Raw genomic sequence first — 15122 nt, forward strand, 5'->3', positions numbered from 1 at the left:
CAAATGGAGCACAACCGCCAGCAGTTACGCTTGATGCAGCTCTCCAGCAGCAGTCTGCCGGTCGGCTCGTTCACCTGGTCCCAGGGGCTGGAGTGGGCGGTGGAAGCAGGCTGGATTACTACGGTGGCAGAGTTCAGCCACTGGCAGATTCAGCAGATGGAGCAGAGTTTTTTGTGCGTCGATTTGCCGTTGTTTCTGCGCCTGTATCGCGCCTGCGAGCAGAACGACTTCGCCGCCGCAAAACGCTGGACGGCGTACCTGCTCGCCTGTCGGGAAACGCGCGAACTGCGCGAAGAGGAGCGCAATCGCGGCGCGGCTTTTACCCGGCTGATTAAGAGCTGGGAGCCGGACTGTCCACCCGACTGGCTGCCGCTGTTTTCACAGAGCCAGCTGTGCGGCATGGCGTGGCTCGGCGTGCGCTGGAAAATTGACGCTCATGCCCTGGCCCTGAGTCTCGGCTACAGCTGGATAGAGAGCGCGGTGATGGCGGGTGTGAAGCTGGTGCCCTTTGGCCAGCAGGCGGCCCAGCAGTTGATTATCGAATTAAGCGACCATTTTGCTGAAAAGCTCGGTCAGGCGTGGGCGCGCAGCGATGACGAACTGGGTGCGGCGACGCCGCTCTCGGCCATCGCCTCGGCGCGTCACGAAACCCAATATTCACGGTTATTCCGATCCTGAGGATTTTTTATGGCTGATTACAAACATCCCCTGCGCGTGGGCGTCGGTGGCCCGGTGGGTTCGGGGAAAACCGCCCTGCTCGAAGCGCTGTGCAAAGCGATGCGCGACACCTACCAGCTGGCCGTTGTCACGAACGACATCTACACCAAAGAGGATCAGCGCATCCTGACGGAAGCCGGGGCGCTGGAGCCGGAACGCATTGTCGGCGTGGAAACGGGCGGCTGCCCGCATACGGCGATCCGCGAAGATGCCTCGATGAATCTCGCGGCGGTGGAAGCGTTAAGCGAGAAGTTCGGCAATCTGGATCTGATTTTTGTCGAAAGCGGCGGGGATAATCTCAGCGCCACCTTCAGCCCGGAGCTGGCGGATCTGACGATCTACGTGATTGACGTCGCCGAGGGCGAAAAGATCCCGCGCAAAGGCGGACCGGGGATCACTAAATCGGATTTCCTGGTCATCAATAAAACGGATCTGGCGCCGTACGTGGGGGCGTCTTTAGAGGTGATGGAGCGCGATACCAACCGGATGCGCGGCGAACGTCCGTGGACCTTTACCAACCTGAAGGCGGGTGACGGCCTGGCGAGGATTATTGAATTTTTGGAAGTGAAAGGGATGTTGAGGGTTTAGCGGGTTTTGCCGGGCGGCGCTTCGCTTGCACCGGCCTACGGTTTTGTAGGCCCGGTAAGCGCAGCGCCACCGGGCAATACAGACCGCACTTATGCCGCAGGCAACTCCGCCAACGGCCAGCGTGGACGCACGGAAACGCTCAAATCCGCCGTCGCGCCCGCTTTCGCACGCACCATGCCCGCGTAGGCAATCATCGCGCCGTTATCGGTGCAAAACTCCGGACGCGCGTAAAACACTTCGCCGCGACGTTTTTGCATCATCTCCGCCAGCTTCGCACGCAGCGTGCGGTTGGCGCTCACGCCCCCCGCCATCACCAGACGCTTAAAGCCGGTCTGATCCAGCGCACGTTTGCACTTGATCATCAGCGTATCCACCACCGCATCTTCAAACGCACGAGCGATGTCCGCGCGGGTCTGATCGTCGTTTTCATTATTACGAATGGTGTTCGCCGCGAAGGTTTTCAGGCCCGAGAAGCTGAAATCCAGCCCTGGGCGATCGGTCATCGGGCGCGGGAAAACGAAGCGTTTTTCAACACCCTGCGACGCCAGTTTTGACAGCATTGGGCCGCCAGGATAATCCAGGCCCAGCAGTTTGGCGGTTTTATCGAAAGCTTCACCGGCGGCGTCATCGATGGACTCGCCGAGCAGCTCGTACTCACCAATGCCGGTTACGCTGATTAGCTGGGTATGACCGCCGGAAACCAGCAGCGCTACGAACGGAAACTCAGGCGGATTCTCTTCCAGCATCGGTGCCAGAAGGTGCCCTTCCATATGGTGAACCGCAATCGCCGGAACATCCCACGCAAACGCCAGCGAACGCCCGACTGTCGCCCCGACCAGCAGCGCGCCGACCAGACCCGGACCGGCGGTATAAGCCACCGCATCGATATCTTTTGCGGTCAATCCGGACTCTTTCAGCGCCGCCTGAATCAGGGGAACCGTTTTGCGCACGTGATCGCGAGACGCCAGCTCAGGCACCACTCCGCCGTAATCAGCGTGCAATTTCACCTGACTATACAGTTGGTTGGCTAACAGACCTTTTTCGTCGTCGTATATGGCGATGCCGGTTTCATCGCAGGATGTTTCAATACCCAGTACACGCATGGCTTAATTTACCTCTTTTCGATACCGCGCAGTGTAGGGCGAATGCGGGTCGATGTATACCCTGAGGGGTGAGTTCGTGTATACTCTCACCCCTTACAAAAGTCCCGTTCAAAAACGGCATTGGTGCTTTACAAAGCAGCATTAGTTGCAGTAAAATTCCGCACCATTTTGAAATAAGCTGGCGCCGATGCCAGCGGCAAACCGAATTTATCAAAGGTGAGAGTTACATGCCGGTAATTAAAGTACGTGAAAACGAGCCGTTCGACGTAGCACTGCGTCGCTTCAAGCGTTCATGCGAGAAAGCAGGTGTTCTGGCGGAAGTTCGTCGTCGTGAGTTCTATGAAAAACCGACTACCGAACGTAAACGCGCTAAAGCTTCTGCTGTGAAACGTCACGCGAAGAAACTGGCTCGCGAAAACGCACGCCGTACTCGTCTGTACTAATCTGTTGAGGGCGCACGCCCTCAATGGTCAGACTGAGTTATAGTCGTAAGGCCGTGCTTCCGGAAGGAATGCGCGGCTTATTTTCGTTTATGCATTAGCAAATACACGTCATCTGGAAATATCAGACTGAGGTGTACTAACGGGGCCTATGGCTGGACGAATCCCACGCGTTTTTATCAATGACCTGCTGGCCAGAACCGACATCGTCGATCTCATCGACGCGCGGGTAAAGCTCAAAAAGCAGGGCAAGAACTACCATGCGTGCTGTCCGTTCCATAACGAAAAAACCCCCTCTTTCACCGTAAACGGTGAAAAACAGTTTTACCACTGCTTTGGCTGTGGCGCACACGGTAATGCCGTCGACTTCCTGATGAACTACGACAAGCTCGAGTTCGTGGAAACCGTCGAAGAACTGGCGGCGATGCATAACCTTGAAGTGCCTTACGAAGCAGGCAGCGGTCCGAGTCAGATAGAGCGTCATCAACGACAAACGCTTTACCAGCTGATGGACGGTCTGAATTCGTTTTACCAACAGTCTCTTAAGCAAAAAGTAGCTGAACCTGCGCGTCAGTATCTGACCCGACGCGGTTTAAGCGACGAAGTCATTGCGCGTTTCGCTATTGGTTACGCCCCGCCCGGCTGGGACAACGTGTTAAAGCGTTTTGGTGGCAATAGCGAAGATCGTCAATCTCTGATCGACGCCGGCATGCTGGTGACAAACGATCAGGGAAGAAGCTACGACCGTTTCCGCGAGCGGGTGATGTTCCCCATTCGCGATAAGCGAGGCCGGGTGATTGGTTTTGGTGGGCGCGTGCTGGGTGACGGCATGCCGAAATACCTCAACTCCCCGGAAACCGATATTTTCCACAAAGGTCGCCAGCTGTATGGCCTTTATGAAGCCCAGCAGGATAACGCTGAACCCCGGCGTTTACTGGTGGTCGAAGGCTATATGGACGTGGTCGCGCTGGCGCAGTACGACATCAACTACGCGGTAGCGTCGTTGGGAACGTCCACCACCGCCGACCACATTCAGCTCCTGTTCCGGGCGACGAATAACGTCATCTGTTGTTACGACGGTGACCGAGCCGGACGCGACGCCGCCTGGCGCGCGCTGGAAACTGCACTACCTTATATGACCGACGGGCGCCAGCTGCGCTTTATGTTCCTGCCCGACGGTGAAGACCCGGATACGCTGGTGCGTAAAGAGGGCAAAGCGGCGTTTGAAGCGCGGATGGAGCAGGCTCAGCCGCTCTCCACGTTTTTGTTTAACAGCCTGATGCCGCAGGTGGATTTGAGTACCCCGGACGGGCGCGCTCAGCTGAGTACGCTGGCCCTGCCGCTGATTTCTCAGGTCCCAGGCGAGACGCTGCGCATTTACCTGCGTCAGGAGCTCGGCAACAAGCTCGGCATTCTGGATGACAGCCAGCTTGAACGTTTAATGCCTAAACTGGCGGAAAACGGTGCGGTTCGCCCCGCGCCACAGCTAAAACGCACAACCATGCGTATACTGATAGGGTTACTGGTGCAAAACCCGGAGCTGGCGCCGCAAGTGCCGCCGCTCGCGGGTTTGAATCACGAAAAGCTGCCAGGACTTGGCCTGTTTTCAGAACTGGTCAACACCTGTTTGTCGCAGCCTGGTCTGACGACCGGCCAGCTTCTGGAGCACTATCGCGGCACAAAAGAGGCCGCCACCCTTGAAAAACTGTCGATGTGGGACGATATAGCAGATAAGGACATTGCAGAAAAAACGTTCACCGACTCACTCAACCATATGTTTGATTCGATGCTTGAACTGCGCCAGGAAGAGTTGATTGCTCGCGAGCGAACTCACGGCTTAAGCAGCGAAGAACGCCGGGAACTCTGGATGTTAAACCAGGAACTCGCAAAAAAATGAATTTAACGGCTTAAGTGCCGAATATCGATCGGGAAGCCCCCGGCAGCCGCACTGAGAGGCAGCGGCAAAAATATAAGTACGCCCTCGCTTCAAAGGTTGGCAGCGACACCGCCGACACCAATTAAACGAATTAAGTGTGGATACCGTCTTATGGAGCAAAACCCGCAGTCACAGCTGAAACTTCTTGTCCAACGTGGTAAGGAGCAAGGCTATCTGACCTATGCCGAGGTCAATGACCATCTGCCGGAAGATATCGTCGATTCAGATCAAATCGAAGACATCATCCAAATGATCAATGACATGGGTATTCAGGTGATGGAAGAAGCACCGGATGCCGATGATCTGTTGCTGGCTGAAAACTCCAACAACACCGACGAAGATGCAGAAGAAGCCGCTGCACAGGTGTTGTCCAGCGTTGAATCTGAAATCGGCCGTACCACTGACCCGGTGCGCATGTACATGCGCGAAATGGGTACCGTTGAACTGCTGACCCGCGAAGGCGAAATCGACATCGCGAAACGCATCGAAGACGGGATCAACCAGGTTCAGTGCTCCGTTGCCGAATACCCTGAAGCGATCACCTATCTGCTCGAGCAGTACGATCGCGTCGAAGCCGAAGAAGCGCGTCTTTCTGACCTGATCACCGGCTTTGTCGATCCAAACGCGGAAGAAGACCTGGCGCCAACGGCGACTCACGTCGGTTCTGAACTGTCTCAGGAAGAGATGGATGACGACGAAGACGAAGAGGAAGAAGACGACGACGACAGCAGCGACGATGACAACAGCATCGATCCTGAGCTGGCGCGCGAGAAGTTTGGCGAGCTGCGTACCCAGTACGAACTGGCTCGTGACACCATCAAAGCCAAAGGCCGCAGCCATGCAGCCGCTCAGGCCGAGATTCAGAAGCTGTCTGAAGTCTTCAAACAGTTCCGCCTGGTGCCGAAGCAGTTCGACTACCTGGTAAACAGCATGCGCGTCATGATGGACCGCGTTCGTACTCAAGAACGTATCATCATGAAGCTGTGTGTTGAGCAGTGCAAAATGCCGAAAAAGAACTTCATCACTCTGTTCACCGGCAACGAAACCAGCGAAACCTGGTTCAACGCGGCTATCGCGATGAACAAGCCATGGTCTGAAAAACTGCACGATGTGGCTGATGATGTTCAGCGCGGCCTGCAGAAACTGCGTCAAATCGAAGAAGAGACCGGCCTGACCATCGAGCAGGTTAAAGACATCAACCGTCGCATGTCCATCGGCGAAGCGAAAGCCCGTCGTGCGAAGAAAGAGATGGTTGAAGCGAACTTACGTCTGGTTATTTCGATCGCCAAGAAATACACCAACCGTGGTCTGCAGTTCCTGGATCTGATTCAGGAAGGTAACATCGGTCTGATGAAAGCGGTTGATAAGTTTGAATATCGCCGTGGTTACAAATTCTCTACCTATGCTACCTGGTGGATCCGTCAGGCAATCACCCGCTCTATCGCGGATCAGGCGCGCACCATCCGTATCCCGGTGCATATGATTGAGACCATCAACAAACTCAACCGTATCTCCCGACAGATGCTGCAAGAGATGGGCCGCGAGCCGACGCCAGAAGAGCTGGCCGAGCGCATGCTGATGCCAGAAGATAAGATTCGTAAGGTGCTGAAAATCGCCAAAGAGCCTATCTCCATGGAAACGCCAATCGGCGACGATGAAGATTCGCATCTGGGTGATTTCATTGAGGATACCACCCTCGAGCTGCCGCTGGACTCTGCCACGACCGAGAGCCTGCGTGCTGCGACCCACGACGTTCTGGCGGGCCTCACCGCTCGTGAAGCGAAAGTCCTGCGTATGCGTTTCGGTATCGATATGAACACCGACCACACGCTGGAAGAAGTGGGTAAACAGTTCGACGTTACCCGCGAACGTATCCGTCAGATCGAAGCGAAGGCTCTGCGCAAACTGCGCCACCCAAGCCGCTCTGAAGTTCTGCGTAGCTTCCTCGACGATTAATCGCAAATCGTTCTGAATAAGGCCACAGCTTGCTGTGGCCTTTTTTTATCTCTCGATAACTGCCCTGTGAAAATCATCGCAACAGCGATAAACCCACGTTGCTATTGTTATCTTTCATCATATAATCAATCCCTCAGATGATTCTTACCTAAGTAACAGAGTATTCCCCACTCTCCATTACCCAGCAGGGACTGATAAAAAAATGAAAAAAGCATGGCTTCTGATGATATGCGTGGCCCTGGCGGGTTGTGTCAATAAACAGCAAAATGCGCCTAAATCTCTGGTGACTCCTGCTGCAACACCGGTAGCGCAAGAAACTCAGGGTGTGACTAACGACGATACGGTGAAGAGCCGCTCCCTGACGGCAAACGAGACCTGCGTCCGCTCATTGAACGCCCTGCGCGCCTATAACCCAAAAACCTGGGAAAAATACAGCCTCGCAATGGCCGATCTGAATAAGAAAAACAGCCTGTTCCTGTCCGTGAAAAACGATCTGAACCCACAGCTGAACGATCTTGTGGTTAACGCGTACGACTCGAAAATGAAGACGCTGTGCTATCGCATTGAAAGCACGCTCGGTCAGTCGATGATTGCCCAGGTTGACTCGCTGTAACGGAATACCGGATCCCGGCAGCCTCTGTCGGGATCATCTCCCCCGCACCATCAACGCTTCATCCAGCTCCCGATATGCCTCCACCAGCTTGTCCAGCGTCGCTCGGTTCAGCCCACTCGGATTCGGCAGCACCCACACCTGCGTCGTGCCAATGGTGATGTTCTGTTTGCCCCACTGCGCCCCGCGCTGGCTAAATGCCTGCTCGTACGCCTGCTTGCCGAGGATCGCCAGCGCCGAAGGCTGGTAGTCTTCGATCTTCTTCACCAGCTCCCGCCCGCCGCTGCGCAGCTCGTGCAGGTTCACTTCCGTCGCCTGCACCGTCGGACGTTCCACCAGCATGGTGATGCCGCAGCGCGTATCCAGAAGATGCATTTCCTCTTCAGGCTTCAGTAATCTATCGGTAAAACCCGCCTGATGAATCACCTTCCAGAAGCGGTTCCCCGGATGAGCAAAGTGAAAACCCGTATGCGCGGAGGACTTGCCAGGATTGATGCCGCAGAAGACCACCCGCAGGCCAGGTGCCAGAATGTCGTTGATCATCTCATTCCCCGATGAATGTATCAGGTGGTCAGTATAAAGGATTGATAATGCGTTGTTTATAAAAACAGCAGGCAGGTGCGAATGTCTGGATTGCGGCAGGGAGTTACTCTATAATTCACCGCCACGGCCCCTTAGCTCAGTGGTTAGAGCAGGCGACTCATAATCGCTTGGTCGCTGGTTCAAGTCCAGCAGGGGCCACCAAACATCAAGGGCTTACGCCAAAACGTAAGCCCTTAGTCATTTCCAGGATTAACCAATCAGCGTCGTGGACAACTCACACGAGCTCCCGCAATTGCTCCTGCATATACGCAGAAAAATATTCAGGGTTCTTGATCACTACGTGGTCGGTTGCGTTAATTTTCTCGGCCCATCCGGCCACTTTCTTCGTAAAGTCGGGATCCCATCCCTCCTGAGCCCCGCGCGCCATTACGTCGGCGGCGCTGGCCGGTGTACCCAACTCTTTCAAATACTTGAATATTCCCTTCGCTGTACTCTCGTCCATCGACTGCGGCACTGACGCGGAAGTGTCCATACCACCGATGAAATCCAATGCTTTCTCAATGACTGTTGGCATACTCTTATCCTTAAAATTAACCTTTAGTAAACAAAGGTTTGCTATGGCCTGAAATTGATCGGAAATTCAAAGAGATTGTCACGGTACCGGAAACCACATCACACACCCTTGAGCGCTTCCGATACATTCCTGAAGCATTGCATAAACCACACCCCCGAACCATTAACCCCCTCACAAACATCTAAAACTAAAGAAATCCCCCGTCGCGCCGATCATCATCCGTGTGTATTATTTCCTGTAGCTCTTACCACAACTAACCTTAACTCAAATACTTAAGCGCTAAAGCGAAAGGCATCATGAGCACACCGATCAAGCGGCTAGAAATTATTAAAAATGCCATTGAACTGGAAGATGACGACATCATCGACAGCCAGCTGGCACGGCTGAAAAGTGAAGCGTTTGACGATGAGCTACAGGCGATCGTCGCGGCGCTTGAGAATAAAAATTACACCGCAGCGATAAAAGCCATCACCGCCTGGCTGCAGAGTCAGCGCTCACTGACGCAGTGGCGCGATCCGCAGGTGGCCGCCAGCAAGCTGGAGCTGCGAGCGCTGGAAGAGCGTCTGCGCGATCTGATTGACCGCCGCAACGCCCGCGTTCAGCAGCTCGATGAGTTCAACGATCTCTATTTCTCCCGCCTCGGCCCTTTGATGTCGCAAATCCTTCAGTTGCGTAAAACGCTGGCGGAGCTGAATCTGCGCCGTCAGCAGGCGGAGGCGCGTCGTCGCGAAGAGGATTATCGTCGCTGCCAGCAATATATGGCGCAGGCCGTCGAAGTGCTGACAACGCTCACCCAGCGCTGGCGCGCCCTGCCCGCCGATTCGGTGCAGGCCGCCGATGCGCGTAAGCATCTGCAGCAGCAGAGCGATCTGATTGCCAATCTGCTGGCCGAAGCGCAAGAGCTCGAAATGGGCTTAACGCGCGAAGAAGAGCCGGCGCGACAGGCGCGGGACGAGGCCAACGAAGAGTATGAGAAATACCGCGAGCAGCACCACGATGCCGAAGTGCGTCTGCGCAAAGGCAAGGACTTGTCGGAAGAGGATCAGAACGAGCTGAAACGGCTCTGGCGTCAGGCCAGCAAGCTCTGCCATCCGGATCTGGTGGCGGACGATCTGAAAGAAGAAGCCAACACCATGATGGTGCAGCTCAATCAGGCCAAACAGCGCGGCGATGTGAAAGCGATCCGTTCACTGGTGGCGCGTCTGCAGCAGGGCTTTGAACCGCTGATGGCAAGCGACCGTCTGAACGATCTGGAACGTATTCGCAAAAAGATGGCGCAGGTACGCGAGCAAATCGACACGTTAGTGAACGAGCTGGCGGAGCTGGAAAAAGAGGAGTCGTGGCTGTTGGTCTCCTCGCTGAGCAATATGGAGTCCTATTTTGCCCAGCAGGAGAAAGCGCTGCACGACGTGCGCGCTGCGCTCGAAAATCAGGTGAACGAAGCGCAGCTCGACGAAGTGGCTTGATTACTTCGCGTGCCAGTACGCGCTGGCACGCACTAGCTGCGGGTCAATCGCGTCCGTCTCAAACTGGCGGCTCAGGTTTTTGACCACCTTCCCTTCCCCGGTAAGCCAGATAAAGTAATCTTCGACAGGCACACTCACTTCGGCCAGACAATCCGCCACCGCCTGCTCGCTGTGCCCGACAATCCAGGTGATGTTGAAGTCACTCAGATGCGCCAGATAGTCCTTGTAAGATTCTTCACCGACGGTCACCACCGCGCGGATCTCCGGGCGAACCGGCAGCTGCGCGATGGCTTCCAGACGGCGGCGCAGCGCAGGCATCCCGGACTCATCACACACGTACAGCTGCCACGCATAATCTTCCGGCACCACCAGCGATCCGCGCGGGCCGCCGATGGTCAGCTTATCGCCCTCTTTCGCCTGCACCGCCCACTGGCTTGCGACACCGCCATCGTGCACGAAGAAATCGAGCACCAGTTCGTGGCGCGCGTCGTCGTACAGCGGCGTGTAGTCACGCGCCATCGGGCGCACGCCGTCGCCCCAGTCGATGCCTTCGTCGGTCACCACCGGCGGGACAAAAGTTGCGCCCGGAGCCGGGAAAAAGACTTTGGTATGGTCGTCAAAACCCTGTGAGCTAAAGCCCTCCAGCGCGTCGCCGCCTAAGACGATGCGTTGAAAGCCAGCACTGACACGCTCAACGCGGAGCACGGTCAGCTCGCGAAAGCGCAGTTCATTGCGTACACGTTGTGGGTAGCGGGTTGATGTCATTTATCTGCCTTCGTGAAGTGAATACGATATATCTAAATAAATTTTAAATGATAATGATTGCTAACAATGGAGATTGCAAGTCTTTTTTTGATATACAAAGCCCAGCACATTCCAGAGCATGATAATCAAAAATAAAATCAATAATTTCAATCAACTAAAACATAACCAGAAATCAGCATTGCTAAAAAGAGAGATTTAGATATAAATTAGATATATCAAATCAAGGAGAAAACCTATGCGACATTCACACGACGATTTCGATCGCGGCCACCATCATCATGGCCGCGGCGGGGAGCACCACGGCGGGGGCGGCGGGCGCCGTCAGCGCTTCTTCGGCCACGGCGAATTACGCCTGGTGATTCTGGAGATCCTGACCCGCAACGCCAGCCATGGCTATGAGCTGATCAAAGAGATTGAGAGCATGACCCAGGGGAATTACACCCCCAGTCCTGGCGTGATCTACCCGACCCTCGATTTCCTGCAGGATCAGGCATTTATTACCATTTCGGAAGAGGAAGGCGGGCGCAGGAAGATTGCGATCACCGTAGCCGGTCAGCAGTGGCTGGACGAGAATCAGGAACATCTGGAGCACATTCAGGCGCGTATTACAGCGCGCTGCGTCGGCTTCCAGCTGCGTAAAAACCCGCAGATGAAGCGGGCTCTGGATAACTTCAAAGCGGTTCTGGACCTGAAAGTGAATCAGGGAGAGTTAAGCGACGCGCAGCTTAAACAGATCATCGGCGTGATCGACCGCGCGGCGCTGGATATCTCCCAGTTGGATTAAGCCAGCGCATCCTCGCTCACGCGGAACACTTTGACTAACTCTTTCAGGTGCATGGCCTGATCGTTAAGCGACGCCGCTGCCGCAACCGACTCCTCCACCAGCGCAGAGTTCTGCTGGGTGGTGGAGTCAATCAGGCCAATCGCGCTGTTAATCTGCGAGATGCCCTGCGTCTGCTCGTGGCTGGCCTGACGAATCTCCTGCAAAATCACATCCATCTCTTCGACGTTCCCGACCATACCGTTAATCAGCCCGCTGGCTTTTTCGACCAGGGTCATCCCGTCCTGCGCCTGGAGGGTTGAGTTTTCGATCAACTGGCGGATTTCGCGGGCTGAGGAGGCACTTTTTTGCGCCAGCTGGCGTACTTCACCTGCCACCACCGCAAAACCTCGTCCGTGCTCACCGGCGCGCGCGGCCTCAACCGCCGCATTGAGTGCCAGGATATTGGTCTGGAAGGCAATGGTGTCGATCAGGTTGATGATGTCCGACATGCGATGAGTCGTGTCATTAATCAGGCGCATTTTCTGCGTCACCTGCATCATCATCTCGCCGTTGTTTTTGACCGCACTCGCGGCATCGGCAGACAAATTCGTCGCGTCTCCCGTATGGGCAGCCGTGTTTTTCACCGTCACGGTGATCTGCTCCATCGAGGCCGCCGTCTGCTCCACGGAGCTGGCCTGCGCTTCGGTGCGCGCCGCCAGATCCTGATTCCCCGCCACAATTTGCGCCGCCGCGCTGGAGATGTTTTCAGAGCCGGACTGCACCCGCTGCACAATATCCAGCAGGCGGGTTTTCATCTCCATCAGTGCAGAGAGCAGTTGCCCGGTCTCGTCCTGGCTGTGAGTGGTGATGTTGCGGGTCAGATCGCCGTCGGCAATGGCTTTGGCAAACGAGACCGCCTCGCCCAGCGGACGAGTAATGGAACGCACGATCAACCAGCCGATCGCACTGCCGATCACCACGCTAAACGCGGTCAGGGTCATCATCCACATGCGGTTGCTGCTGGAATCCTCCTCCACCAGCGCGCCTGCGTTTTGCATCTCGGTATTTTGTACCGCGATCAGCTCCTGCACTTTGTCTTTGTAAGTCTGCTGCACCTCGACCGTTTTGGTCATCATCTCCCGAATCGCCCCCTCCCGGTCGTGGTTTTGCACCGCTTTGAGAATGCGAAAACGGGAATCCAGATACTGCTGACGTACGTCGCGAAACTCCGCCAGGATCTGTACGGATTTAGGATCGTGCAGAGTATTCGTCAATTCTTTATAAATGACGCTGATATGCGCGCTGATCTCTTTCAGGCGCTCCTGCGACTGCCCGGTATATTGGCCTTTCTCGTCGAGCAGCATCAGTTGCTGGATGCTGACAAATTCCTGGAATGAATCAATTAATTCATTGGCTTTAACCGTCGCGGGATAATCATGGGTGAGAATGGATTTCATCTCATTATTTCCCCGGCTCAGCCCCACGAGCGACAGGCTGGCGCTGAGCACCATCAACACCATTAAAAAGCCAAAACCCAAAAATAATTTTTTCCCGATCTTCACGTTATGCAAGAACATCGCTACACCATTAATGTGGTTATTTCTTAGATACTCAGCGTTATCGGATATTGGCGCGGTAACTTTATTAATAGAATAAATAATTTCACCAACACTATTACAATATATAATCCACATGAATTAATGATGTTTAGATTTAATTTAATATCAATAATTACCGCGTATTTATTAATAAAAAAAGCCCGCTTATTCATGCCGAAATAAGCGGGCTTGTTCCTGAATCTTACTGACTCAGTGGAGAACCGTCACCGCATCTTCAAGACGTCCGGCGCGGTGCTTCACCATCGCCGAGACGCGAGCGCTCTCTTCCACCAGATCGGCGTTTTTCTGCGTGATGTCGTCCAGTTCGGCCACCGCGCGGGTCAGGTCCGACAGCCCGGTTGCCTGCTCGGATGTCGAGTGGCTGATCTGGGCAATCAGGCGCGTCACGTTTTGCACCTGCTCGACAATGTCATCCATGGTGCGCCCGGCGGCGTGAACCTGATCCGACCCCGACTGCACCTTGCTGGCGCTGGCATCAATCAGCTTGCGAATGTCGTTCGCGGCGCTGGCGCTGCGGCTTGCCAGATGGCGCACCTCTCCGGCCACCACGGCAAAGCCTTTACCCTGCTCGCCCGCGCGCGCCGCTTCCACCGCCGCGTTCAGCGCCAGGATATTGGTCTGGAAGGCGATGTCGTTGATAAGCTTGGTGATGGAGCCAATGCGCTGGGTACTGTCGGCAATATCATCCATGGTTTTGACGACGGTCTGCATCGCGTGGCCGCCCTCTGCCGCCGCGCCGCTCGCCACGATAGAGAGTTTATCGGCCGCCGCTGCGGTTTCAGAATTACTCTGCACCGACGCCGCCATCTGATTCATGGTGCTCACGGTCTGCTGCACATTCGCCACCGTCTGACGGGTGCGGTCGTTGAGATCTTCATTGCCTTTCGCCAGTCGGTCGCTGCCATCGCGCACGCTCACCACCTGGCTGGAGACATCATTGATCAGCCAGCGGCACATCAGCCCCAGCTGTCCGACCGAACGCAGGGTCAGCCCCAGCTCGTCGCTGCGGTTCAGATGGTCGACGCTGTTGCGCTCGCCGGTCGCCACTTTGAGGGCCTGGCGCGCCACATTCTCTACCGGACGGACGATTTGCTGCTCGAACAGTACGGTGCCCAGCAGCATCACCAGCGCGCTCACGCCCAGTGCGGCCCAGCTCGCATTTGTCGCAATAAGGGTGGCCGCCAGCACCGCAAACAGCACCGCCATCACGCCACGCACCCGCCAGCGCAGCGGCATCGCCGGTATTTTCCCGAGCCAGCCCTTACTCACCACCAGCCCTTTATGGACGCGCTTCTTGCAGCGTCCCTCGTTCAGGGCTTGATAGAGCGGCTCCACCGCCGCGATCTCCTCCGCCGTCGCCCGGGTACGAATCGACATGTAACCCGTTACCTCGCCGCCGCGCACCATCGGCACCGCGTTCGCGCGCACCCAGTAGTGGTCGCCATTCTTACGGCGGTTTTTCACAATCCCGCTCCACGGCTCGCCCTGTTTCAGGGTGTACCACATATCGGCAAAGGCCGCTTTCGGCATATCCGGATGGCGCACCAGGTTGTGCGGCTGGCCCAGCAGTTCATTGAGTTGGTAGCCACTCACTTTCACGAAAGTGTCGTTGGTGTGGGTCATGTGGCTGTGGAGGTCGGTGGTGGACATGAGGGTGGTATCGTCGTTCAGAGGATAGTCATTCTGAGTGACATACGGTTGAGCGGACATGATGGGCATCCCTTGCAGGTTATTTGAATGTTAATTTTGTGGGTTTATCTCTTTTCGGCGGTAAATAATTTATCTTTAGTTGTTAAATCCGATCGAGATCGCAAATTGCAGTTAAACCGCACTTTTTGTACGCATTTCTAATTGATTGATTTCAAATACTTTCATGGAGAAATTACCCACATAGCCTGACCAGTTAACGCCTCCTTAAGTAGCACACCTCGCACCACGCCGGTGCAATTGACGTTTTTCCGGGCATCTGCCACGCAATAAAGCCCACCGGCAAAGCTGAGAACCTTCCTTCCGGCACGATTAAATTTTGCGCAACATTATTT

The 15122-nt window shown here is 55.3% G+C and carries 14 protein-coding genes and 1 tRNA gene; 9 read left to right on the forward strand and 6 right to left on the reverse strand.

Annotated elements, in window-relative coordinates; genetic code table 11:
* The first annotated feature begins 3 nt into the window (after positions 1-3).
* Both AC3WS9_RS18805 and ureG read left to right on the forward strand, forming a co-directional pair.
* A complete protein-coding gene (locus AC3WS9_RS18805; protein ID WP_285153892.1) occupies positions 4-678 on the forward strand; it encodes an urease accessory protein UreF in 675 nt (224 codons plus the stop codon).
* A gap of 9 nt (positions 679-687) precedes the next feature.
* Positions 688-1305 (forward strand): urease accessory protein UreG, encoded by a 618-nt coding sequence (gene ureG, locus AC3WS9_RS18810; protein ID WP_282494272.1) that lies wholly within the window; start codon positions 688-690, stop codon positions 1303-1305.
* 89 nt (positions 1306-1394) lie between these two features.
* Here the strand turns inward: ureG and tsaD are convergent, their stop codons facing one another.
* Positions 1395-2408, reverse strand: a complete 1014-nt coding sequence (gene tsaD, locus AC3WS9_RS18815) for a tRNA (adenosine(37)-N6)-threonylcarbamoyltransferase complex transferase subunit TsaD (RefSeq protein WP_282494271.1) — start codon at positions 2406-2408, stop codon at positions 1395-1397.
* Positions 2409-2635: 227 nt separating this feature from the next.
* Between tsaD and rpsU the strand changes: the two genes are divergently transcribed.
* From rpsU to AC3WS9_RS18835, 4 genes are all read left to right on the forward strand, one after another.
* Entirely contained in the window at positions 2636-2851 is a 216-nt protein-coding gene (gene rpsU, locus AC3WS9_RS18820; RefSeq protein ID WP_001144069.1) for a 30S ribosomal protein S21, read from the forward strand.
* 148 nt (positions 2852-2999) lie between these two features.
* Positions 3000-4745 carry a DNA primase gene (gene dnaG / locus AC3WS9_RS18825; protein ID WP_282494270.1) on the forward strand — a complete coding sequence of 582 codons (1746 nt, stop codon included), beginning with the start codon at positions 3000-3002 and terminating at the stop codon, positions 4743-4745.
* 150 nt (positions 4746-4895) lie between these two features.
* Positions 4896-6740: an RNA polymerase sigma factor RpoD gene (rpoD, locus tag AC3WS9_RS18830; RefSeq protein WP_282494269.1), complete on the forward strand. Its 1845-nt coding sequence runs from the start codon at positions 4896-4898 to the stop codon at positions 6738-6740.
* A 202-nt stretch (positions 6741-6942) separates the two neighbouring features.
* The gene (locus AC3WS9_RS18835) at positions 6943-7353 is read left to right on the forward strand and encodes a YuaE family lipoprotein (protein ID WP_285158794.1); all 411 of its coding nucleotides are present in this window, start codon (positions 6943-6945) and stop codon (positions 7351-7353) included.
* A gap of 33 nt (positions 7354-7386) precedes the next feature.
* Here the strand turns inward: AC3WS9_RS18835 and mug are convergent, their stop codons facing one another.
* The gene (gene mug, locus AC3WS9_RS18840) at positions 7387-7893 is read right to left on the reverse strand and encodes a G/U mismatch-specific DNA glycosylase (protein ID WP_285145547.1); all 507 of its coding nucleotides are present in this window, start codon (positions 7891-7893) and stop codon (positions 7387-7389) included.
* Positions 7894-8018: 125 nt separating this feature from the next.
* On the opposite strand from mug, the gene AC3WS9_RS18845 reads away from it, so the two are divergent.
* A tRNA-Ile gene (locus AC3WS9_RS18845) sits at positions 8019-8094 on the forward strand.
* 73 nt (positions 8095-8167) lie between these two features.
* On the opposite strand, the gene AC3WS9_RS18850 is transcribed toward AC3WS9_RS18845, so the two are convergent.
* Positions 8168-8467, reverse strand: a complete 300-nt coding sequence (locus AC3WS9_RS18850; protein ID WP_285145554.1) for a DUF1889 family protein — start codon at positions 8465-8467, stop codon at positions 8168-8170.
* Positions 8468-8763: 296 nt separating this feature from the next.
* On the opposite strand from AC3WS9_RS18850, the gene AC3WS9_RS18855 reads away from it, so the two are divergent.
* Complete coding sequence (locus AC3WS9_RS18855) at positions 8764-9933, forward strand: coiled-coil domain-containing protein (RefSeq protein WP_285145555.1); 1170 nt, start codon at positions 8764-8766, stop codon at positions 9931-9933.
* Here the strand turns inward: AC3WS9_RS18855 and AC3WS9_RS18860 are convergent, their stop codons facing one another.
* Positions 9934-10698: a siderophore-interacting protein gene (locus tag AC3WS9_RS18860; protein WP_492489847.1), complete on the reverse strand. Its 765-nt coding sequence runs from the start codon at positions 10696-10698 to the stop codon at positions 9934-9936. It abuts the gene before it with no gap.
* 235 nt (positions 10699-10933) lie between these two features.
* On the opposite strand from AC3WS9_RS18860, the gene AC3WS9_RS18865 reads away from it, so the two are divergent.
* Complete coding sequence (locus AC3WS9_RS18865; protein ID WP_285145557.1) at positions 10934-11482, forward strand: PadR family transcriptional regulator; 549 nt, start codon at positions 10934-10936, stop codon at positions 11480-11482.
* On the opposite strand, the gene AC3WS9_RS18870 is transcribed toward AC3WS9_RS18865, so the two are convergent.
* Positions 11479-13038, reverse strand: a complete 1560-nt coding sequence (locus AC3WS9_RS18870) for a methyl-accepting chemotaxis protein (RefSeq protein ID WP_285148229.1) — start codon at positions 13036-13038, stop codon at positions 11479-11481. The two genes, AC3WS9_RS18865 and AC3WS9_RS18870, sit on opposite strands and share 4 nt — an antisense overlap.
* Positions 13039-13269: 231 nt before the next feature.
* Positions 13270-14790: a methyl-accepting chemotaxis protein gene (locus tag AC3WS9_RS18875; protein WP_285148228.1), complete on the reverse strand. Its 1521-nt coding sequence runs from the start codon at positions 14788-14790 to the stop codon at positions 13270-13272.
* Between the last annotated feature and the right edge of the window lie 332 nt (positions 14791-15122).

The organism is Lelliottia sp. EB106-05-01-XG201 (genome assembly GCF_058791735.1).